The organism is Acinetobacter sp. AOR12_HL (genome assembly GCF_027855275.1).
GTDB lineage: Bacteria > Pseudomonadota > Gammaproteobacteria > Pseudomonadales > Moraxellaceae > Acinetobacter > Acinetobacter baumannii.
Window position 1 is genome coordinate 265,168 of record NZ_JAKTIJ010000020.1, and the last position, 21,674, is coordinate 286,841.

Below are 21,674 nucleotides of genomic sequence, written 5' to 3' on the forward strand. Positions count from 1 at the left end.
AAAGGATTTTATGCAATGGATAAGTTCGACTGGCAAATCATTCAGGCACTACAAAAGAATGGACGACTCACCAATCAGGAAATTGGAGATTTAATCGGTTTATCTGCTTCTCAATGTTCAAGACGACGTCAATTGCTTGAACAAAAAGGCGTGATTCTCGGTTATACGGCACGCATCCAGCAACAGGCGCTAGGACTAGAAGTTACAGCGATGATTCACATAAACTTAAGAACACACGAGGCGAAATCACAGCAGGCTTTCCAAGAGCTGATTGAAGCTGAAGACAACATTCAGGATGCTTTTTCAATTAGTGGTGATGCAGATTTTATTTTAAAAGTCGTTGCTGAAAATTTAGAACAGCTTTCTCAATTTGTAACTGAAAGATTGCTTTCTTATAATTTTATAGGGCACATAAAGTCTTACATTGTTCTGAAAAAAATTAAAGAACAGAATCATTTTTTAATCAAGCCTAAAAGCATGAGCTATCATCACTCTCAATAAAGTAACTCAGCTTTTCACTCTTAAAAGTGAAAATAAAAAGGCGGATACTAAATCCGCCTTAAAATTAATCTTTAGACTTTACTGATGTGAACCGTTTGCCCAATCGTATTTTCAAGCAAACCTTCCAAACCAAACTCAGCGCCTAAGCCAGACATTTTCCAGCCTCCGAAAGGTGCATGAGGCAGTACTTCTGCATGGGTATTAATCCAAACTGTTCCACATTGAAGCTGTGTAGCATAGGTCTGTGCAGCTTTAAGATCAGAAGACCAAATTGAACCACCCAAACCAAACTCACTGTCATTGGCACGAGCAATAGCATCGTTGATATCGGTATATTTTAAAACAGGCAACACTGGACCAAATTGCTCTTCTTGCACCACACGGCAAGAGTCAGAAACTTCAGTCAAAATAGTTGGTGCAATAAAGTAGCCCTGCTCTGGTAGCTGTTGTTGCCCAGAAAGTGCTTTTGCACCTTGTGCAATCGCTTCAGCAATAAGAGCTTTCACTTTGTTATATTGCATCTGGTTTTGTACTGGTCCAAATGTTGTAGAAGATGCCATACCATCCCCCACAACTTGAGCGTTGGCAATATCAGCTAACTTTTGAGATAAAGCTTCATATTGGCTTTCATGCACATATAAACGCTTTAACGCCGCACATGTTTGACCAGCATTCAAGAACGCCATATTAAAAATCTTAGCAGCAATTTCATCGATATTTGCATCTGGTAATACAATACCAGCATCATTACCACCAAGCTCTAAAGTTAAGTGTTTTAGCTGCTGTGCTGCACCAGCCATAATGTGCTGACCTGTTCGAGTTGATCCCGTAAACACGACTTTTTGCACATCTGGATGAGAAGATAATGCTTCACCAATCTCACCAGCACCAACCACAATTGAGATTACACCTGCTGGAACTTCTTGCTGAATGATTTCACATAAACGTAAAGTCGATAATGGTGTGTATTCAGAAGGTTTGCTAATGACAACGTTACCTGCACGTAAAGCAGGCATGATATGCCAAACTGCAATCATGAGTGGCCAGTTCCATGGCGTAATTGAAGCCACTACACCCAATGGTTGGCGATGGCGTTCAATACGTTTAGTTTCACTGTCTTCAATTACTTCTACCGGTAAATCCATAGAAGCCGCATAACGCGTCCAGCCAATTGCACCTTGCACTTCCATTTGTGCCAGTGCTAGTGGTTTACCTTGTTCAAGCACCACCAGCTCTGCAAGCATTTCAGCGTGCTTTTCAATACCATCTGCAATCTTGTTTAAAATTGTTTTACGCTCATCATGCGAGACAAGCTGCCAAGCTTTAGAAGCCTGTTTAGCTGCACTAACAGCTTGATTCACTTGTGCAACTGATGCTTTTGCACAACGTGCCGCAGTTAAGCCTGTAGCAGGATTAATAATTTCCAGTTCACCTTGTTCACCTGAACAAAGTTGACCGCCAATAATAAGTTTAAATTCATTAAGCATATTCGCTTGTTGCATTTCTTCTTCCTTGTCTTAATTGTAATTACGACTTCTTACTTTATGTAGTATGGTTTAAAGCAAGTGCCGTATTGATATATCAATGCGACCAAAAAATCGGGAACATACCAATACAATAAGAAATTTGCTCACCATAAATCATGCATAATTATTTTTGTTTTTTGAAAATATGCATGTTTTGTGCATATACCCTTCTTCTGATACACAATTTTGATAAAAATAATATGTAATAAAAAAGCCCGGCAATAAACCGAGCTTTTTGGGGTATCAACTCAATTAGTCGATTGGTGGTACGTAGTTACCAGAAGCAATCGCATCTTTAATGCGTTCAGCTTCAGCCAATACTTGAGCTAAAAGGTTTTTAACATTTTCAAATGTTACAACAGGGCTTAATGTTGTCATCTTCAATGACTGTACATTACCAACTTTTGTTACACCAATATTTGCCTCACCACGTGCAAACAATTCATCTGCTACGTTTTGATTTAAGCTATCGATAAACTCAACTGGATAACCTTCTGGAACAACACGGAACAATACCGAAGCAAACTGTGGTTCAACTAAAAGTTCTAAACCATCAGTTGCCTTGATGTAATCTGCAACTTCACGAGTAAGTTTTACACCATGGTCAATCATTGAACCATAAAGGTCTTCACCTAGTGATTCGATTGTCATCCACAATTTCAATGCATCAAAACGACGAGTCGTTTGTAATGACTTAGACACAAGGTTAGGTACGCCATGCTCTTCATCATAAGCAGAGTTCAAGTATTCAGCTTCGTAGTGCATGAAACGATAGTTCGCTTCATCTTTTAACAAGAACGCGCCACAGCTGATGCTTTGGAAATAATGCTTATGGAAGTCGAGGGTAATCGAGTCAGACAACTCAATACCATCAAGCATTGCACGATAGTCATTTGATAAGATCAGTGCACCGCCCCACGCAGCATCAATATGCATCCATGAACCATACTTATTAGTAATTTCACGGATTTTTTTCAATGGATCAATTGCACCAGCATCAGTTGTACCCGCTGTCGCAACCACACAAGCAACAACTTTACCTTCAGCTTGAAGATGCGCCATTGTTTTTTCAAGAGCATCAACATCCATCTGTGCATTTTCATTCACAGGAACAGTTACAACTGACTGGAAGCCCATGCCCATCATTGCCATGTTCTTTTGCACAGAGAAATGCGCATTTTCAGAACAAATGACTTTGACGTTTTTCATTGCTTCAGCTGGAATACCGTCGCGCTGTACAGACCATGGATTACCATTTTCGTCTTTCCAGTTTTTCGCAATGCACCAGTCACGAGCAAGTAACACACCCATCAAGTTAGATTGAGTACCGCCAGAAGTGAACACACCTGCCTGACCAGAACCATAACCTACTTTTTGACGCAACCAATCAATAAGCTGCACTTCCATTAATGAACCTGCCGGGCTTTGATCCCATGAGTCCATAGACTGGTTAGTTGCATTGATTAACACTTCCGCGATCTGGCTCATCACCATGGTTGGGCAGTGTAAATGTGCTAATGAATGGGGATGGTGTACTTTCAAGCTTTTATTCAAGAAAAGCTCAATCATACGTTGAAGAGATTGTTGTACACCCATACCTTCTTTTGAAGGTTGGAAAGAAATTGCTGAACGCAACTCTTTAATGCTACCGCCTGTGTACATTTTTTCATTTTGCAACCATGCTGAAACGGCTTTTACCGCTTCGCCCATTGCTGACTCATAGTCAGCAATGGATTGTGCATCATTGCAGAGTAACGCTTTACGATGTTCTGCAAAATCCACCATACTTACGCGCCTCGCACTGCAACCAATGCTTCTGCAACTGCTTTCTTAAAGCGAGCAATTACTTCTACACACTCTTCTTGAGTAATGATGAGTGGGCAAAGTAAACGAATTACTGTACCGTTACGACCACCTTTTTCAAGCAATAACTTGTTGTTAAAGCAAGCAGTCTGGATCGCAGCCGCTAACTGAGAGTCAGCAGGGTGAGAACCGATACGGTCAGCAGGTTTACGCTCGTCAACGATTTCAACACCAATCATTAAACCGCGGCCACGTACGTTACCGATACATGGGAATTCAGTAGCTAATTTTTTCAATTCAGCTTGTAAGAATTCACCACGCTCTTGTGCATTTTGAGCAAGGTTTTGTTCCTTGATCGTTTCTAATACGACAAGACCTGTACCCATAGCAAGTTGGTTACCACGGAAAGTACCAGTGTGGCCAGCAGGCTGCCAAGCATCAAATTTACGCTTAATACCTAATACTGCAAGTGGTAAACCACCACCTACTGCTTTAGACATTACAACGACATCAGGTTCAATACCGGCATGTTCAAATGCAAACATTTTGCCTGAACGAGCAAAGCCTGCTTGAACTTCGTCTAAAATTAAAACGATGTTGTGCTTTTCAGTCACTTCACGGATTTTTTGCAACCATTTTACTGGAGCTGTAACAACACCGCCTTCACCTTGAATTGCTTCAAGAATAACAGCAGCAGGCTTAGTTACACCGCTTTCAACATCTTCAATAAAGTTTTCGAAATAGTAAGTTAAAGCGTCAACACCAGCTTCACCACCTAGACCAAGTGGGCAGCGATATTCATGCGGATATGGCATGAATTGTACACCTGGCATTAAGCCATTCACTGCATTTTTTGCACTTAAGTTACCAGTCATTGCAAGTGAACCATGAGTCATACCATGGTAACCACCAGAGAAACTGATCACTGAGCTACGGCCAGTGTAAGTTTTAGCAAGTTTAATTGCTGCCTCAGTCGCATCTGCACCAGAAGGACCACAGAACTGTAAGCAATATTCTTCTTTACCACCTGGTAAATATGCTAACAACGCTTCAGTAAACGCATCTTTTAAAGGTGTGGTTAAGTCTAAAGTATGCAATGGCAAACCACTTGCCAATGTGTCTTGAATACTTTGAATCACCGCAGGATGATTATGACCTAAAGCCAATGTACCTGCCCCAGCTAAACAATCAAGGTACTGTGTACCTTCAACATCAGTAACCCAGCAACCTTGTGCTTTCGCTATCGCTAACGGTAATTTACGTGGATAGCTACGAACATTCGATTCCATTTGACTTTGGCGAGTCAAATAATATTCGTTGGTAGCATTAGTGGCAGGGTTGACAGAAGTAACGCTCATATCGGATTACCATCTCTGATAAGGGTAGAAAGAAATAAGTCTGGTGACTTTTGGTCCTTTGACTCGGTGCTTTATAGAACTAGCGAAGACACATATTTTATATCTTGTAACTAGGAGCGCGATGATACCTAATTTTGCAAGAAAAAAAACGTCTTTTGTGTACTTTACTCATCTAATCTTATTGAAAAATTGTATTATCCCAATAGTTATGATGAATTATCATCATACTATGTGACAATCTAAAGAAAATATTCTTTTTTTATATTCGTGTGATTTTTTAAGTTACATTGAAACACTTTAATTCTAAGTTTTTTATTTTTAAAGAATTTTATTCTTACCAAAAATTAAAAAACTTGATTTAAATATTACAAATACCCCACAAAATCTGCAAAAGTTATGCATAACTTATGTTTAACATTTCTTAATGAAAAAAATTAAATTTATATTAATTTTTAAAGGATAAATTTATGCGTACTTTAGCAATATCTACTCTTCTCCTTGGTACGGTACTCAGCCCTATGGTTTTTGCCCAAGATGATAATGCCCTTCACTACAATATTGTAAATGTTCAAGCAGAAGCTTCTCGCCAAGTTTCAAACGATGAAATGCATGCAACTTTATATATTGAAAAAAGCAATAAGCAGCCTGCAGAACTTTCAAACCAAATTAACCAGTTAATGAACCAAGCACTCGCAACTTCGCGTAAATACCCACAAGTGAAAGTGGAAACTGGTGCTCAAAGCACTTATCCAATTTATGACAATGACAGTAATAAATTAAAAGAATGGCGTGGCCGCGCGGAAATTCGTCTAGAAAGTAAAGATTTTAAAGCTGCTAGCCAATTAATTAATGAGTTACAACAAAGCTTTCAAACTCAATCCATTAATTTTAGCGTTTCAGATGAGCAACGTAAAAAAGTTGAGAATGAATTGATGGTAGAAGCATCTAAAAACTTTCAACAGCGTGCTCAAATGCTGACTCAAGCATGGAATAAAAGCCAATATTCTTTGGTTACTCTAAACCTGAACACGAATAACTATTTTCCTCAACCTGTAATACGTGCCAGCTTAGCTAAGTTCGCTGCTGCTGAAGCGGCACCAGCTCAAGACATGGCTGCTGGTGAATCTAAAATTACTGTAAATGCAAACGGTTCAATCCAGTTTAAATAAAAGTAATTTTCCGGGTCCAAACATATGATTGCTTGGACCCTTTTCTATATCTGATCAGCATATATTATTTATTTGATAAAGCTTCATGAGCTTTTTATATTTAAGTCTTGCTACTTCTCTAAATTTTTCCCAATTAAATAATTTCCCAAAGCTTGAGCCAAATAATCAAAAAGCGTTCTGATTTTCGGAATTTGTCTAAAATCTTCATGGATTACGAGCCATAGGTCATATCGATGAACTTCTAGGTCTGGAATCACTTGTATAAGCTCTTGGCATTGATTTGCTATAGGACACTGAATAAAACCTATTCCTAACGCGGCCTTTACTGCTGAAAACTGAGCAGGATGGCTATCGGTGCGTATCTTGAATTGTTCATTTTTAAGCTCAGGTAAAAGCATCCTTATCATTTCTCTTTCAAGAAGATTACGATCTGGACCAATCAAATCATGTTGTCTTAAATCTTCTAGACAAGTGGGATTACCTTTACGCTGTATATAATCTCGATGAGCATAGAGCCCCAATGGCACCTCACCTATCTTTTTAGCCACAAGTGCCTCTTGAACTGGTGGATACATTCTGATTGCCAGATCAGCCTCTTGCTCAAGTAAGTTGGCAGAAGAATTGTTTAGGGATAATTCAATATTAACTTCGGGATACAGTAAGCGGAACTTTGAAAGTAATTGAGGTAGAACCATTGTTCCCAGAAAATCCGATACGCTCACTCGGACACTGCCTGCAATTAGGTTTAACGGAGCACTTGCTGTCCGCATAAAATAGTCAGAAGCACGTTGCATTGCTCGCGCAGGGACTTCAAGAGCCAAAGCGTGTTCCGTTGGCTTCAAACCATGAACAGAACGGCTGAACAAAACAGTTCCCAACTGATGTTCAAGATGCTCAATACGTGTTCGAACAGTGGGTTGTGTAACGCCCAATTTACGAGCTGCTGCTGAGAAACTCCCTTCTTCTAAAACCACTAAAAAGAATTTCTGATCATCCCAAGAAATCTGTTTGTTCATCAAAATTCTTTCATCTGCTCAATTAAATTAGTCAATTTTATTATAGGGATGCTTTTTTTATGATGTGAATATTATTTATCGCATGTGATTAATCATCATAGAAATTAAGGAGATATATTATGAATAAACCACTTTTATTAGTTTTTCATCCCGATTTGAGCCAATCTAAGGTTAATCGCGCTTTGGTTGCAACATTACAGGATCAGGACAAAATTGATATTGTTGACATTCAAAAGCTGTATAACGGATCTTTAGATATAATGAACGATGGTGCGATTGAAGCTCAACGCCTGATTTCTGCTTCGCACATTATTTTGCAGTTTCCTATCTATTGGTATTCAGTTCCACCTATTTTTAAAGCTTGGATGGATGCCGTCTTAACGCGGATGTTTTATCTTTTTTATGAACAGGAAGGTCAGCATATTGAAGGCAAACCACTTTATTTGCATATTACGGTTGGCAATTTAAATTCGGCATATCAAAAACTGGGGCAAAATGGCTTTACTCTAGATGAACTCATGGCTCCTTTAAAAGCCACTGCACGCAGATGTGGTTTAATCTGGCATCCTCCCCATGTTATTTTTAATGCAAATCAATTGAATGAAAATGATATTACAGAGCAAACCTCGCTCTCTTTAAAGCAGTTTGAACAATGGGGCATATTTAATAATAATTCAATAATTCCTTCATAATTAGTGCTAAGTCAAAAAAAACGCACTTCTGTAAAATCAGAAGTGCGTACAATGTTATAAGAACAAAATATTATTTTTTAAATGGGAACGCATATTTCACAATACGCCCAACTACTTGTCCAAACTGCTTAACAAAGCTGGCATTGTTATAGTTCAAACCATATTTCTTACAAACCGCCTCAACTTTTGGAGCCATTTGGCGATAACGACGAGCAGGAATATCTGGGAATAAGTGATGTTCAATTTGATGACTTAAGTGACCAGACAAAATATGGAATGCTTCTGAACCTGTTAAGTTAGAAGAACCACGAATTTGGCGCATATACCAGTGTCCACGGCTTTCTTCTTGTAAAACAGATTTTGGAAACACTTCTGCATCTTTCGTGAAATGACCACAGAAAATAATACTAAAGGTCCAGATATTACGAAGGCCATTTGCGACCAAGTTACCTGTAAATACTGGTAATGCTGCCGGCCCTGCAATAAGAGGGAAGAAAACATAATCTTTAAAGAGTTGCTTGCCAATCTTTTTATTAACAGGTTTTAACTCTTCTAAAAATTGTGCCTTAGTTTTACGCTTGTAAAGTACACGCCCAATTTCAAGATTCTGAATTGCTACGCCCCACTGGAACAATAAGCAAAATGGAATACTGTAAATAGGCTGCAATAAGAACCCTGGCTTCCAACGTTGTTCAGGGAATAAGCGAAGTAAGCCATAACCAATGTCATCATCAATACCTTTAATATTGGTATAAGTATGATGTTTATAGTTATGGGTTTGACGCCAGTTATCAGAGGTACCTACAGTATCCCATTCATAAGTTTGACCATTAAATTTCGGGTCATTCATCCAGTCATATTGACCGTGCATAACATTATGGCCGAGCTCCATGTTCTCCATAATTTTAGAGAAACCTAATAAACCCGTACCTAAAATCCACGCTGGCGGGAACCAACCTGCAAATAAACAAGCTCGGCCTAAAAAGCTACTATAACGAATAGCAGCATAGACACGGCGGATATATTTAGCGTCTTTTTCACCCAAATCATCCAATACTTCTTGTTTGATCTGATCAAGCTCTTTTGCAAATGCTTCAAGTTCTGCTGGAGTCAAATCTCGATTTTTAGGATTTTTAAAATATTCGACTTTCACTGGCATATTCATAAGAGTTCTCTCTTAAAGATCAATAACTAGATCGGATTGTGCTGAGTTCACACAAATTTTAAGTAATTGGCTTGGTTCCGTATTTTGGCTACCGTTTAGTAAATTACGTGTAGAACCTTGCGTTTTACTACAAACACATTTATTACAAATTCCCATACGACAGCCATGTGTCGGCTTAAGGCCTTCATGCTCAAGGCTGACCAAAATGGATTGGCCTTTAGGAATTGCAATCACTTTATTAGACTGGGTTAATGTGACATTCACATAACCAATGTCATCCGCAGAACTTTCATTAGTTAAACTAAATGCTTCAGTAAGTACAGTTGGTGCTTTTTCAAAAAGCTGTTCAACAGTTGAAACAAAACCCGATGGACCACATGCATAAACTGTGCTGTTTTCAATACCTTCAACCAGTGCAAGATGTTCAGCATTTAAACGTTCATCATTTGGCGTTTCTTGTGTGTAAAACACCTGATAGCTAAAGTTTGGGTTTTGTTCAGCCACTTGTTCAAAGTACTCTGTAAAAGCAGCATCAGAACGTTGTTTGACCCAATATAAAAGCTGAACCTGCGTTTTTTCTAACTGTTGGCTTTGCTTAATTGCTGTGATTAAGCTCAACATTGGTGTAATACCACTACCAGCAGCTAACATAATTAATTTCGGTGTCTGGATGTTTTGTTGCATGTCACCATAAGGCTGCCCAAGCTCAAAAACATCACCAATTTTGCTATCTGCAATAAACCAGTTACTGACAATACCATCAGCAACTTTTTTAACTGTTAAACGTAAGTGCTCTGCATCAATTTGCGTCAAGCTATAAGTACGTTCATAACGACGGCCCGCAATTTCAACAATCACTGGATGATGTTGACCTGCCGCGCCCATTTTCACCAAGCGGTTGCATTTTAGTGTCAGGCTCACGGTGTCATGAGCTACGAATTCTTTTTTTACAATTTGAACTAGTCCATGCTGCACAGACCATAAAGGATTTATTTTTTGTAGCCAGAAGTTCGCCATATTTTTGTCAAATACAGCTTGTGTTAATGAATTGAATAGAGAATTTCTCTTTTCGATTGCTTGCATAACTGAGGGCTCTGTCGCTCTTTTTTAATTATTATACACATGTATATATATTTGTATATACACTCGTACTTTTAATTACAATTTCACAAGTTCCCTGTCTAACGCTATAATCCAGACAGTTTATGAATATATTGAAAAACATGACTCAAACCTCACTTTCTCAGAGCCCAAATGACACAACCTCATCACAAGATGTCATTGAAATAAAAACAGTAACGCGTTCTGTTGGAAGAAAAGCGACGATTACGAAAGAAGAACTTTTTCAGGCAGCTCTTAACCTGATTGGTCCACAAAAAAGTATTGCCTCACTCAGCTTACGTGAAGTTGCAAGAGAAGCTGGTATTGCCCCAAATAGTTTTTATCGTCACTTTAAAGACATTGATGAATTAGCTATTTCACTCATTGACCGTGCCGGTATCGTATTACGTAAAATTATTCGTCAAGCTCGCCTTCGTGCATCTTTGCAAGACAGCATTATTCGTAGTTCTGTAGAAATTTTTCTGCAACAGCTTGATGCTGATGAAGGTAATTTAAGTTTATTGTTGCGAGAAGGTTTTACAGGTTCCGCCTCTTATAAAGCTGCTGTAGATCGACAGCTCAACTTCTTTCAGCAAGAGCTACAAGAAGACTTAATTCGCTTAGAACGCCTCAATAACAATCATCTATATCACCCTGAACTTGTTGCAAAAGCAATTACACAACTTGTTTTTCACATGGGTGCCAAAGTGATTGACCTTCCTATTGATCAGCGTGCGGAAGTCGCAGAACAAACAATGGTTATGATCAGAATGATTTTAGAAGGTGCCCGTCATCTAGACGAAGCAAAAATAAGATAGATTCCACATAAAATGGTTTGTGATTTTACAAGCCATTTTTTATACACCTGTGCCTGCTGATTAATAAAAATATAAACCATAGATTGAAGCAGCTTAGATGCAAGAGTATAAGTAAATAATTCTAGCAATACATATCAATACTTCCCCACGTTATTCAGGGATTCACATGCAAAGTTTGAGTAATCGTCAAAGCCTGATTGCAAGCTATATTCTGATGGGCATTTTTTTGCTTTCGGTTATCCCCTTGCATCTCTTAGCAAGTTTTTTTGCAGGCTTTCTCATTTATGAAATTATTATTAGTTTAAGCTCTATTGTTGAACGTTATATTGATGGTCAAAGAGCCCGCATTTTTATTAGTATTTTATTAAGTATTATTACTATTTCTCTTCTTGCCTTTTTCATTACAAGTTTAATTAGCTTTGTAGTTTATGATTTAAAAGGAGTCGGTTTACATAGTATTAACGGTAAAGTCGACCAAACACTACTGCACTTACAAGCGGAGATTGGGAAATATTTACCGGGCTATATTCCAGATAGCGTTACAGAACTAAAAGATGAAATATTCGCGTTTATGAAAGATAACGTGACTACATTAAAAAATGCCAGTTCCGATATTTTGCACAATCTAGTGACTATGGTGATGGGTCTTATTATCGGTATATTGGTTGCTATTCACGGCTTTCACCGACGTACACCCCAACCTGTTTTCAAATCGTTACTGATTCAACGTATTCAAAAATTATCAATTTCTTTTAGAAATGTAGTTTTTGCACAAATTAAAATTTCAGCGATTAATACGCTGCTCTTTATATTATTTGCTTTTGTACTATTGCCGATCTGGGGTGTTCACTTACCTTTCGCCAAAACCCTAACCATTCTTACCTTTATGTTTGGCTTAATTCCAATTTTAGGGAATTTAATTTCAAATACTTTAACTTTTATTGCGGCTCTTACAATTTCACTCGGTCTAGCAGGTGTTGCGCTACTCTACCTCGTATTAGTTCACAAGTTAGAATACTTTATTAATGCCAAAATTATTGGTCATAAAATTAATGCCAATGCATGGGAAATTTTATTGGCCATGTTAATTTTCGAGTCAATCTTTGGCTTAAGTGGCTTAATTGCAGCACCGATTTTCTATGCTTATTTAAAACTAGAATTAAAAGATGCCAGATTGATTTAACTAAAATTTACTCAATAAAAAAAGCGCCTGTGTGGCGCTTTTTTTATTACTCATTGCTTATGGTTTGACTACTACAAGCACTTGAATCGCTTCAGGGGTTACGGTTAAGCCATCAAGCAAGCTTAAACCTTCTTTTTGCAACTTCTGTAAGCGCTCAATTTCGTCTTGGCGAATGCTCGGGTTGAACTGTTTTAAGTAAGTTAAACGATCAATCTCATATTGCCATTTATTACCATAATGCTCTTTTGCTTGCTGTTGAAGCTGAGGTAAACCTTCTTTAGCAATATCAAGCGCTTGTTTATAACGCTCTTCAATCACTTCACGGCGGGCTTTAACCACTTGGCGGCAGCTATTGCCATCTAAATGATGCAAATACGGTTTTAAAATGGTTGGATCAATCTTTTCAGATAAGTCCTGACCATTTTCACTTAACAATACGCGAATAAGTTGTTTTGGTAAGCTTGATGGCAAGTTCAAGGATTTTGGTGCCACCACATCAACTTTAAACCAGACTTCAAGTAAAACCGAACCTTGCTTTAATGCATTGGACTTAAGCACAGCAACATTGGTACTACCAAATGATTGTGTGCGGATCATTTCCATGACACTTTCAATAAACGGATGTTCTAAAGTTAGATACTGAGCGTCTTCACGCATTTGCGCTTGATCACGATAGAAAGTCGCAGTCATACCTTCTTCATCTAATGCCAAACCTTGCACTTGCATCTGGTCGGTTGGACGAATAATGACTGTACCGTTACTTTGCTCATCAAAGTCAATATTAGTTGAAGACATGAAACGCTTCACAAACATAGGTAGCGTTGTGTTGTCATCATAGTCTTCTAACGCTTGAACAATTTCTTGTGCAACGATAGGACGACATGAGTTATACTCAAGCAGACGATCTCGACCAGCTTGTAACTCTGCTTCCAAAGCTTGGCGTTGAACATTAACTTCTTCAAGTAAATCTTCAAATGTTTGACCTTGGTCGGCAAGCAAGCAATCTTTTAATTCAACAATAAAGTTTTCTTGTAGCGTTTGAGCCGTTGGAGAAATATTGCTGAAAATATTTAATGCTTCATTATACCAACGGAACATACGCTCTTGAGCGGTGCCCATTAAATACGGTACATGAATCTGGATACGGTTTTCTTGACCAATACGGTCTAAACGACCAATACGTTGTTCTAAAACGTCAGGGTTTGCAGGCAAATCAAATAAAATTAAATCACTCGCAAACTGGAAGTTACGGCCTTCTGAACCAATTTCTGAACAAAGTAAGATTTGAGCACCGTAGCTTTCTTCTGCAAAGTAAGCAGCCGCTTGGTCACGCTCAAGCAAACTCATACCTTCATGGAACATGGCTGTACGAATCCCTGCATGCAAACGAAGCGCACTTTCTAAAGACTCGACAACAGGACCACTACGGGCAATTAAAAGAACTTTTTTATGCTTAAGTTCTTTACGTAGAATTTCCATTAACCACGGTACACGCGGATCATTTTGCATCCATGAGCCATCAATTTGTGCTTCTTCTGGCCACATTTGCTCGCGTAATTTACCGTCTTTTGACCAATCTGCTGGCGCAGGTAAAGGCGCAGGTTGGCAATCGCGGCCAGGGAAGCCTTGAATCGCTTCACGCGTATTACGGAATAAAATACGACCTGTACCGTGACGGTCTAACAACTCATGAATCGCTCTGAAACGTTGCTCAGGTTGGTCTTCAATTGAATGCCCCAACAAACCTTCTAAAGCAGTTAAATGCTCTTGAGTTAAAGGTTCATCCGACATAAGCACTTCTGCAACTTGCGCAGTTTGCTGATATTGAGCTTCTTCATCCAAGAAACGCTCTAAACTGCTAAAGCGCTGTGGGTCTAACAAACGTAAACGCGCAAAGTGGCTTTCTACACCCAGCTGTTCAGGCGTTGCAGTAAGCAACAATACACCTGCCGTATTTTCAGCAAGCTCTTCAACCAAGTCGTAACGATCGTTACCACCCTCTTCTTCGCTCCACATCAAATGATGCGCTTCATCGACCACAAGTAAATCGAAACCAGCTTCTAATGCTTGCTCACGCAAATCGTCATGGTCCACCATCAAGTCGACGCTGGCAATAATGCATTGCTCAGTTAAGAACGGGTTAAGTTCTGGATCATGTTCTTTAATAGATGCGGTACGGGTTAAATCAAACAGAGAAAATTGCAAATTGAAACGGCGTCGCATTTCAATCATCCACTGATACTGAAGAGAATCAGGGACTAAAATCAGGATACGTTCAGAACGGCCGGTTTTAAGCTGTTGGTGGATAATTAAACCAGCTTCAATTGTTTTACCTAAACCTACTTCATCAGCAAGTAAAACACGCGGTGCGAAACGTTTACCGACTTCATGTGCAATATAGAGTTGATGCGGAATTAAACCTACACGCGCCCCAACCAAGCCGCGTAATGGACTGGTTTGCATTTGTGCCTGCATCAACATTGCTTCAATGCGTAGGTCATACCACTCTTTATAATCAATCTGGCTTGCCAGCAAACGATCTAAAGGTTTTGATAATTGAATTTGTGCACCAATACGTGTTTCGTTTAGCGCTTTACGTTCTTGCTCGCCATTTTCTAAAGTACGAACAACGTTGTAACGCAATACACCATGACGGTCTTCAATAGACTCGACATTCCACTTATTGCCTTCTTGGTCTTGAACTTCATCATTTACATTAAAGATGATACGAGAAAGCGGTGCATTATTGCGTGCATAAACACGCGTTTCATCACTTTTGGGGAATAAAATGCTGACAGATCTTTCATCTACATCAATAAGAACGCCTAAACCGAGCTCAGTCTCTGTATCTGATAGCCAACGTTGACCAATAGCATACTGCTGCAATTTTTCCACCTTTTTCTCAAGTTCGCACTACATATTGTACGATGCAAAGTAGCTTATTTTTGCATCTTTTTATGTAGTCTTTAAAGCAAAATTTTGCAGCAAAAACTAATTAAATTGTTTTGCTACAAAAATTACTCATCGAAAGTTTTTACATTAAAACGGTACAGGACAGTTAAAAGTTAATGATTCCCCTGTGACAGGATGATTAAAGCTTAACTGTTTAGCATGCAAGCACAGACGAGGAACAAGTAATTGTTCCGGTGTTGCATACAATGTATCACCTACAATTGGATGTCCCAGATATTGCATGTGTACACGGAGTTGATGAGAACGTCCGGTAATCGGTGTTAATTTGACACGCGTAACCGGTTGTCCCTGAATCTGGAAATGTTCAATCGCCTGCCAATGTGTTAAAGCAGGTTTGTTATGAGAAGCATCGACAATATGTAAAGGTGGTCGACTCGGATCATAGACGACAGGGATATCCACTGTCCCTTCACCCTCTAAATGACCAGCAACTAGCGCTTCATATATTTTCGAAGTTTGACGGTCTTGAAATTGGCGTGCAATCGCACTCTGTCCACGCTTAGATAACCCAAAAACCAAAATACCCGAAGTATCACGGTCAAGGCGGTGAATGAGCAAAGTTCGTGGTTCAATTGCCACCAGTCTTGTCAAAACGCTGTCATGTAAATCACCTTTCCCTGGCACACTCAAGATGTCCGAAGGTTTATGAATCACCATAAAATCATCATCACGATAGATCAGATGTTCACTTAGAAAATCACTCAAAGTTGTATTCCCAAGGCAAGATGAAAAACAAGCGGGCAATAATAAAAAGCTTACGTCCGAATTACAATGCCGTTCGGGTAAATTAACGACAGAATTTGCAAATATTATGAATCACATTACGGCTAAAGCCGATTAGCGCTTCAATAACTGCATAATATGTTGCAATGTAGGAGTTTGCATCAACTCATCAACAGTTAGGCTCGCACCATTAGCACGCCATAATTCCACCAAATAATTGACTCCCGAAGCGTCTAGACCATAGTTTCTTAAATCTATTTCGGGATGAATTTCCATTGGATGTCGCCCTACCTGTTCAGCAACTGCCAATAAAATTCCTTTATCGGACAACACCTGTGACGACGGTGCACTTAAAGACCATAAGCGCATTAAAGTCTGCGTGTTTATATGTTGAATATGGTCAAAACTGATTTTTTCAATCCATTGTATATGCTGCTCTAAACTACTCGCCAAGATTGCATCATTTACAACAGCTACATAATCGGTAATGGATAAAACAAGCTGCATCACTTGCTTAAATAGCGGTGATAAATTCCCCGCCATAATTACCTGTGCCTGAGTGTTTGATGACAAGTGCTGCCCAAGCTGTAACATGGCCTGTTGAAGTTGAGATGACTGAATCATCATGACCGGAATTTCGAGTGCTTGTGCTCTTTTACTTAGCATTTCTAAATGATCGGCTAATGGCTGATGCGCCCAATCAGATATATTTTCAAGATCATCTAGCCCGACTAGGAGCAATATGCTTTGCGTAGATTCAATTGGCCAATTTGAAGTACTTGCGGCTAACTGAATTTTTCGAGGTAAGGGATAAAACATTGTTCTCTACAAATATAAAATAGCTCAAATTAAAAAGCCCGTTTAAAACGGGCCTTTTTGCTTACTTCATTTCGGCGAAGGTTTCTTTTGCAGCCTGAATGGTAAACTCGATATCTTCATCAGAATGAGCAGATGAAATAAAGCCTGCTTCAAATGCTGACGGTGCCAAGTTTACGCCACGTTTTAACATGCCATGGAAGAACTTTTTGAAAGCTTCAATATCACATGCCAACATAGAGTCAAAGCTTGTGATGTCTTCTTGATCGGTAAAGTAAAGCCCAAACATTGCGCCAGCTTGCTGAGTTTTAAATGGAATACCCGCTTCATCTGCTGCTGCTTGTAAGCCTGCAAGTAACTTTTCAAGTTGAGCAGATAACTTGCTGTAAAAGTCCGGTTGACGTAAATGTTTAAACATTTCGATACCAGCGCGCATAGCAAGTGGGTTACCAGATAAAGTCCCCGCTTGGTATACACCCCCTAAAGGTGCGATGCACTCCATGATTTCACGCTTACCGCCAAAGGCACCTACAGGTAAACCAGCACCAATAATTTTACCTAAAGTCGTTAAGTCAGGTTTAACGTTATAAACTGACTGAGCACCGCCTAATGCAACGCGGAAACCTGTCATTACTTCGTCAATAATAAATACAGATTTGTATTCATCACACACATCACGAATCGCTTGTAAGAAACCATCAATTGGTTTCACCATATTCATGTTACCTGCGACAGGTTCAATAATGACGCCTGCAATTTCATGACCAAATTTAGCAAAGCATTCTTTTAATGCTGCAATATCATTATATGGCAGCGTTAAAGTGTGTTTAGCGAAGTCAGCTGGTACACCTTTTGATGTTGGTTCGCCCTCACCTTTAGTTAATAAACCAGAACCTGCTTTTACTAACAATGAGTCAGAGTGTCCGTGGTAACAACCTTCAAACTTCACGATTTTGTCACGGCCAGTATAACCACGTGCTAAACGAATAGCAGTCATGGTCGCTTCTGTACCAGAGTTGGTCATACGTACCAATTCAATTGATGGCATGATTTCACAAATAATATCTGCCAATGTTGTTTCATGTACGGTTGGTGCACCAAAACTTAAGCCATCTTCTGCTGCTGTTTGCACAGCCTTAATAATATCCGGATGAGCATGGCCCAAAATCATTGGTCCCCAAGAGCCAACATAATCTACATAGCGCTTGCCATCTACATCCCACAAATATGCACCTTTGGCCTTCTCAATGAAAACCGGTGTTCCTCCAACGCCATTAAAGGCACGTACTGGAGAGTTCACACCACCTGGAATGTGTTTGCTGGCTTGTTTAAATAACTGTTCTTGCTTTGGAGATAAACTCATGGAAATGCTCGTCTTAAATATCTAAAAAATAATTTTGAAAGCTTAAGAAAATAATTGTGCCCACGCCTGTACACGGGCAGGAATTTCAGCAGTTGATCGACCTAATATATCACTAATGACTGCACAGAGGTCAGCACCAGCCTCAATCACGGGTTTTGAGTTTTCAACTGTTAAACCACCAATTGCACAAATAGGTAAATCATATTGAGCCTCTGCTTGCTTAATGACTTCAATACCGACATTGCCTGCTTCTGGTTTTGTGGCAGTTGCATACACAGCACCAAAGGCAATATAAGTTGCGCCATCGGCAATTGCTTTTTGGGCAAGTTCTAATGAGTTTAGGCAAGTACGGCCAATAATCACACCTTCTGGTAACTGTGATTTTGCATCGGTAATTTCACCGTCACTTTGGCCTAAATGCACACCTAAACCAAACTGTGCAGCCAGTTTTAGGTCATCATTAATGACAAAAGGAACCTGATATTTTTCACATAACTGTTTAATCTGTTCAACTTCAGCAGGCTGTTCGGCTTTGTCTATTTTTTTACGGCGGTACTGTAAAATTGCGATTTGACGGGTTGCGAGTGCGGCGTCTAATTTTTCTAATAATAATTGGATTGGGTCATCATTGGTAATGAGGTATAAACCGCGCATACTCTACTCTCGCTTTTTAAAAACTTCGCTAGTATAACGGATTTATAAGTCATCATAAGTACCGATTGATATAGGCTTATCAGTACCAATCGGTATATTAAAAATAGAAATAAAAATTAACTTGGAATTTTATCGTACTTGCGATCAATTAAACTTAATCGACCAGTCGCAACATCAGAGAGCATTCGCCAATCAGAAATAAAGCTATAAAGTGGCTGTTTAAAGCTCGCAGGTTTATTTTTCTCAAACATAAAATGTCCAACCCATGCACATGCATAGCCAGAAACCAAACCATAGAGTGCGTATTTGGCCTGTTTCTTACGAATAGCTTTTGAAAAAAAGTATAGACCAATGCTACTGCCCACCGCATGTAAGCGCCTACTCATAATGTTACGGTGTTCAGTTAAATAAAAACGATAAAATTCCTGATAGTTTTTAATAGGTAATTCAAACTCTGGCTGAGTTTCATGATTAAAATTTACGGGTGCATTCACGATCATCTTCCTGATTTTTATTTGATCAAAATATCACCTGATTGTACACCTAAATAAAAGTGTAGCGTCATATGTTTGATTGTAACTTTCTCTATCAATAACATTATTTTTAGCGCTAAGCTATTATACTTATTCAAGATAGTTTAAATACCTGATTCAGGGAGATCTGTTATGGTTGAAGTTGAGCTTAAGTTTCAGTTACCTGAATCGAAGAAAAAAACCGTCCAGCAATATTTAAAAAAACATAAAGCACAGTATATTCATTTACAGGCCAAGTATTACGATACGCCAGATCGCCTACTTGCAAAAAATGGTATGGCCTTACGCTTACGTAAAGAAAATGATCTGTGGGTACAAACCTTTAAGGCTGCCGGCCAAAGTCATTTACATCGTGTCGAAGAAGAAGTTTTTTTAGGAAAATGCGATCAAGAACCTGACTTAAACCTTGAGTTATATAAAGACAATAAAGCCGTCACAGATTTGATTACTCAAGCTTTAGGCTCTGAAGTCGAAAAGCTAAGCTTACAGTTTGAGACTGATGTACAACGTACCTATCATGTTTTTGAAGCAGATGACACGGCAATTGAAGTCTGTCTTGATGACGGCGCCGTAAAAACAGCAACAGCACAAAGCAAAATTTGCGAAGTTGAGTTCGAACTTAAACAAGGTGCAGTTAAAACACTTATTCAATTTGCTCAGCAATGGATTAATCGTTATGAACTTTGGCTCGATGTGAGAAGTAAAGCCGAGCGCGGTAATTTACTCGCATTGGGGCAAGCTGCTTCACCGGCTGTTCACGCAAAAAATCTGAACTTAGATAAAGACATTTCAGCAGAACAGGCACTCAAAAAGATTGTAGAAAACTGTTTGGGACAATTCTTGCCTAACATGGCCGCAATTGCCGATGGAGTTGCCGAGGCTGAGCACATTCATCAGGCACGCGTAAGCTTACGCCGTTTACGTAGTGCACTAAAACATTTTTCAGCATGGTCAGACGAGTTAAACCCTGTGTGGGAAGAGCAAATTGCCGAACTGTTCCGTCAGCTTGGAAACACGCGAGACGAAGATGCCATTCGTACCGAAATTTTACCTATGATTGTGCAGCATGGTTCACCTGAGCTTTTACTTCCGATCTCTGAACAGCCATTAAAAGACCTTGCCACGCTGTTTAAATCCGCAGACACCATTAAGCTTATACTCGCCTTATTAGCATTTGCCTATTCAGAAGAAGACGATCAAAACGCCAAAGGAAAATTGAAAAAATATATAGGAAAAAGCTTAGATAAGTTACATCATCAAGTGGTGAGTAATGCCAATCATTTCACTGAGCTTGAAGTCACCGAACAGCACAGAACGCGCAAGAAAGCCAAACAGCTTCGTTACTGCATTGAGTTTATATCGAGCTTATATCCTCGTAAAAATGTTCAGCAGTTTTTAAAACAATTACAGCCTGTGCAAAATACTTTAGGACTTTATAACGACTTATTTATTGCCGAAGATCTATTTAATAAAACGATTGAACACGACCCACATTTTTGGTTTGCATTAGGATGGGTTAAAGCCAAACAACCTTATTTACAAAATCAGTCTGCCGAAGCTTTGCAAAAATTTAAACAGGCAAAAACATTTTGGTAAGAATCTTGAAGTCGCGGCAAATATGCCGCGACTTTTTATCTATATTTACCAAATACTTTCCATACACCATTATCTGCTAATGGATCGCTATAGCTATCACTACGCTGTTTTCTTGGCTTATCGCGAGCATCGACGAGTTTAAAGTGTGGCTCTACCCCTAACACAATACCATTGGTATAAAACCGTGAACGCGTATATTCACTTTGACCATGCTGGAATACATACGTCCTTAAATCGATAAATTCACGATGTGCAACTAATGCTGCTGTATCATCACTCTGCAACCATTCTTGCATGGTAAATATCTGGTTTGTGTCAAACTGCCCACATTTTTCAATAAGACTGGCCACACCACGGAAAGTTTTTGATTCTTTTGCTCGTGTTTTATTAATCCGAATTCGGTCTACATGGAAAAAGAATAAGGGTAAGTTTAGATGGCTTGGTAAATGAATTGCATCTGGTAATTCATCTTCCATAAAAGGTTGAAAAAGCTCTTGTGCCCTTTCTATTAAATCTTTCCATTGCTGATAATAGGCCACAACTTCTTCTTGCAAACCATAATAAATTGGCAGCCCTTCTACATGCTCCAAATATTGGGGTGGAAAAATATGCTGGCGTAATAAAGCAATGTCTGTTTTTAGACTTTGAACGGCAATTGCATCTTGCATATTATAACTCCCAATA

19 protein-coding genes are annotated in these 21,674 nt (G+C 39.1%); 6 read left to right on the top strand and 13 right to left on the bottom strand.

What is annotated here, in order from left to right:
• The first annotated feature begins 15 nt into the window (after positions 1-15).
• A complete protein-coding gene (locus tag MKL36_RS09715) occupies positions 16-501 on the top strand; it encodes an Lrp/AsnC family transcriptional regulator (protein ID WP_000357090.1) in 486 nt (161 codons plus the stop codon).
• Positions 502-572: 71 nt separating this feature from the next.
• On the opposite strand, the gene MKL36_RS09720 is transcribed toward MKL36_RS09715, so the two are convergent.
• From MKL36_RS09720 to MKL36_RS09730, 3 genes are all read right to left on the bottom strand, one after another.
• Complete coding sequence (locus tag MKL36_RS09720) at positions 573-2,003, bottom strand: aldehyde dehydrogenase family protein (protein ID WP_021511043.1); 1,431 nt, start codon at positions 2,001-2,003, stop codon at positions 573-575.
• Positions 2,004-2,279: 276 nt separating this feature from the next.
• Positions 2,280-3,812, bottom strand: a complete 1,533-nt coding sequence (locus MKL36_RS09725; RefSeq protein WP_021511044.1) for a pyridoxal phosphate-dependent decarboxylase family protein — start codon at positions 3,810-3,812, stop codon at positions 2,280-2,282.
• A 2-nt stretch (positions 3,813-3,814) separates the two neighbouring features.
• Entirely contained in the window at positions 3,815-5,188 is a 1,374-nt protein-coding gene (locus MKL36_RS09730; RefSeq protein ID WP_000117540.1) for a diaminobutyrate--2-oxoglutarate transaminase, read from the bottom strand.
• Between the two features lie 467 nt (positions 5,189-5,655).
• On the opposite strand from MKL36_RS09730, the gene MKL36_RS09735 reads away from it, so the two are divergent.
• On the top strand, positions 5,656-6,357 hold the full coding sequence (locus tag MKL36_RS09735; protein WP_021511045.1) for an SIMPL domain-containing protein: 702 nt from the start codon (positions 5,656-5,658) through the stop codon (positions 6,355-6,357).
• Between the two features lie 110 nt (positions 6,358-6,467).
• On the opposite strand, the gene MKL36_RS09740 is transcribed toward MKL36_RS09735, so the two are convergent.
• Positions 6,468-7,373 (bottom strand): LysR family transcriptional regulator, encoded by a 906-nt coding sequence (locus MKL36_RS09740; RefSeq protein WP_001041366.1) that lies wholly within the window; start codon positions 7,371-7,373, stop codon positions 6,468-6,470.
• 119 nt (positions 7,374-7,492) lie between these two features.
• Here MKL36_RS09740 and MKL36_RS09745 point away from each other — a divergent pair, with 119 nt between their 5' ends.
• Positions 7,493-8,065 (top strand): NAD(P)H-dependent oxidoreductase, encoded by a 573-nt coding sequence (locus MKL36_RS09745; protein ID WP_021511046.1) that lies wholly within the window; start codon positions 7,493-7,495, stop codon positions 8,063-8,065.
• A gap of 70 nt (positions 8,066-8,135) precedes the next feature.
• On the opposite strand, the gene MKL36_RS09750 is transcribed toward MKL36_RS09745, so the two are convergent.
• Positions 8,136-9,230: a fatty acid desaturase family protein gene (locus MKL36_RS09750; protein ID WP_001057073.1), complete on the bottom strand. Its 1,095-nt coding sequence runs from the start codon at positions 9,228-9,230 to the stop codon at positions 8,136-8,138.
• A gap of 12 nt (positions 9,231-9,242) precedes the next feature.
• Positions 9,243-10,313, bottom strand: coding sequence for a ferredoxin reductase (locus MKL36_RS09755; protein ID WP_021511047.1), 1,071 nt, complete (start codon positions 10,311-10,313; stop codon positions 9,243-9,245).
• 140 nt (positions 10,314-10,453) lie between these two features.
• Here MKL36_RS09755 and fabR point away from each other — a divergent pair, with 140 nt between their 5' ends.
• On the top strand, positions 10,454-11,149 hold the full coding sequence (fabR, locus tag MKL36_RS09760; RefSeq protein WP_021511048.1) for an HTH-type transcriptional repressor FabR: 696 nt from the start codon (positions 10,454-10,456) through the stop codon (positions 11,147-11,149).
• 166 nt (positions 11,150-11,315) lie between these two features.
• On the top strand, positions 11,316-12,332 hold the full coding sequence (locus tag MKL36_RS09765) for an AI-2E family transporter (RefSeq protein WP_001191208.1): 1,017 nt from the start codon (positions 11,316-11,318) through the stop codon (positions 12,330-12,332).
• Between the two features lie 57 nt (positions 12,333-12,389).
• Here MKL36_RS09765 and rapA read toward each other — a convergent pair whose 3' ends face one another.
• The 6 genes from rapA to MKL36_RS09795 all read right to left on the bottom strand — a co-directional run bounded on the left by rapA (position 12,390) and on the right by MKL36_RS09795 (position 19,361).
• Entirely contained in the window at positions 12,390-15,227 is a 2,838-nt protein-coding gene (gene rapA, locus MKL36_RS09770) for an RNA polymerase-associated protein RapA (protein ID WP_000413591.1), read from the bottom strand.
• A gap of 144 nt (positions 15,228-15,371) precedes the next feature.
• Positions 15,372-16,010: an RluA family pseudouridine synthase gene (locus MKL36_RS09775; RefSeq protein WP_001279315.1), complete on the bottom strand. Its 639-nt coding sequence runs from the start codon at positions 16,008-16,010 to the stop codon at positions 15,372-15,374.
• A gap of 132 nt (positions 16,011-16,142) precedes the next feature.
• Complete coding sequence (locus MKL36_RS09780) at positions 16,143-16,847, bottom strand: isochorismatase (RefSeq protein ID WP_021511049.1); 705 nt, start codon at positions 16,845-16,847, stop codon at positions 16,143-16,145.
• A gap of 61 nt (positions 16,848-16,908) precedes the next feature.
• Positions 16,909-18,207, bottom strand: coding sequence for a glutamate-1-semialdehyde 2,1-aminomutase (gene hemL, locus MKL36_RS09785; protein WP_000059223.1), 1,299 nt, complete (start codon positions 18,205-18,207; stop codon positions 16,909-16,911).
• A 42-nt stretch (positions 18,208-18,249) separates the two neighbouring features.
• On the bottom strand, positions 18,250-18,861 hold the full coding sequence (gene thiE / locus MKL36_RS09790; RefSeq protein ID WP_005128154.1) for a thiamine phosphate synthase: 612 nt from the start codon (positions 18,859-18,861) through the stop codon (positions 18,250-18,252).
• 116 nt (positions 18,862-18,977) lie between these two features.
• Positions 18,978-19,361, bottom strand: a complete 384-nt coding sequence (locus MKL36_RS09795) for a DUF962 domain-containing protein (RefSeq protein ID WP_086374095.1) — start codon at positions 19,359-19,361, stop codon at positions 18,978-18,980.
• 165 nt (positions 19,362-19,526) lie between these two features.
• On the opposite strand from MKL36_RS09795, the gene MKL36_RS09800 reads away from it, so the two are divergent.
• Positions 19,527-20,990, top strand: a complete 1,464-nt coding sequence (locus tag MKL36_RS09800; protein ID WP_021511050.1) for a CYTH and CHAD domain-containing protein — start codon at positions 19,527-19,529, stop codon at positions 20,988-20,990.
• Between the two features lie 35 nt (positions 20,991-21,025).
• Here the strand turns inward: MKL36_RS09800 and MKL36_RS09805 are convergent, their stop codons facing one another.
• A complete protein-coding gene (locus MKL36_RS09805) occupies positions 21,026-21,658 on the bottom strand; it encodes a hypothetical protein (RefSeq protein WP_001150005.1) in 633 nt (210 codons plus the stop codon).
• Positions 21,659-21,674: the final 16 nt, after the last annotated feature.

Excerpts from the sequence above, each read along its gene's own strand:
- MKL36_RS09715 (WP_000357090.1), top strand. The coding sequence starts at position 16 with ATGGATAAGTTCGACTGGCAAATCATTCAGGCACTACAAAAGAATGGA.
- MKL36_RS09720 (WP_021511043.1), bottom strand. The coding sequence starts at position 2,003 with ATGCAACAAGCGAATATGCTTAATGAATTTAAACTTATTATTGGCGGT.
- MKL36_RS09725 (WP_021511044.1), bottom strand. The coding sequence starts at position 3,812 with ATGGTGGATTTTGCAGAACATCGTAAAGCGTTACTCTGCAATGATGCA.
- MKL36_RS09730 (WP_000117540.1), bottom strand. The coding sequence starts at position 5,188 with ATGAGCGTTACTTCTGTCAACCCTGCCACTAATGCTACCAACGAATAT.
- MKL36_RS09735 (WP_021511045.1), top strand. The coding sequence starts at position 5,656 with ATGCGTACTTTAGCAATATCTACTCTTCTCCTTGGTACGGTACTCAGC.
- MKL36_RS09740 (WP_001041366.1), bottom strand. The coding sequence starts at position 7,373 with ATGAACAAACAGATTTCTTGGGATGATCAGAAATTCTTTTTAGTGGTT.
- MKL36_RS09745 (WP_021511046.1), top strand. The coding sequence starts at position 7,493 with ATGAATAAACCACTTTTATTAGTTTTTCATCCCGATTTGAGCCAATCT.
- MKL36_RS09750 (WP_001057073.1), bottom strand. The coding sequence starts at position 9,230 with ATGAATATGCCAGTGAAAGTCGAATATTTTAAAAATCCTAAAAATCGA.
- MKL36_RS09755 (WP_021511047.1), bottom strand. The coding sequence starts at position 10,313 with ATGCAAGCAATCGAAAAGAGAAATTCTCTATTCAATTCATTAACACAA.
- fabR (WP_021511048.1), top strand. The coding sequence starts at position 10,454 with ATGACTCAAACCTCACTTTCTCAGAGCCCAAATGACACAACCTCATCA.
- MKL36_RS09765 (WP_001191208.1), top strand. The coding sequence starts at position 11,316 with ATGCAAAGTTTGAGTAATCGTCAAAGCCTGATTGCAAGCTATATTCTG.
- MKL36_RS09780 (WP_021511049.1), bottom strand. The coding sequence starts at position 16,847 with ATGTTTTATCCCTTACCTCGAAAAATTCAGTTAGCCGCAAGTACTTCA.
- hemL (WP_000059223.1), bottom strand. The coding sequence starts at position 18,207 with ATGAGTTTATCTCCAAAGCAAGAACAGTTATTTAAACAAGCCAGCAAA.
- thiE (WP_005128154.1), bottom strand. The coding sequence starts at position 18,861 with ATGCGCGGTTTATACCTCATTACCAATGATGACCCAATCCAATTATTA.
- MKL36_RS09795 (WP_086374095.1), bottom strand. The coding sequence starts at position 19,361 with ATGATCGTGAATGCACCCGTAAATTTTAATCATGAAACTCAGCCAGAG.
- MKL36_RS09800 (WP_021511050.1), top strand. The coding sequence starts at position 19,527 with ATGGTTGAAGTTGAGCTTAAGTTTCAGTTACCTGAATCGAAGAAAAAA.
- MKL36_RS09805 (WP_001150005.1), bottom strand. The coding sequence starts at position 21,658 with ATGCAAGATGCAATTGCCGTTCAAAGTCTAAAAACAGACATTGCTTTA.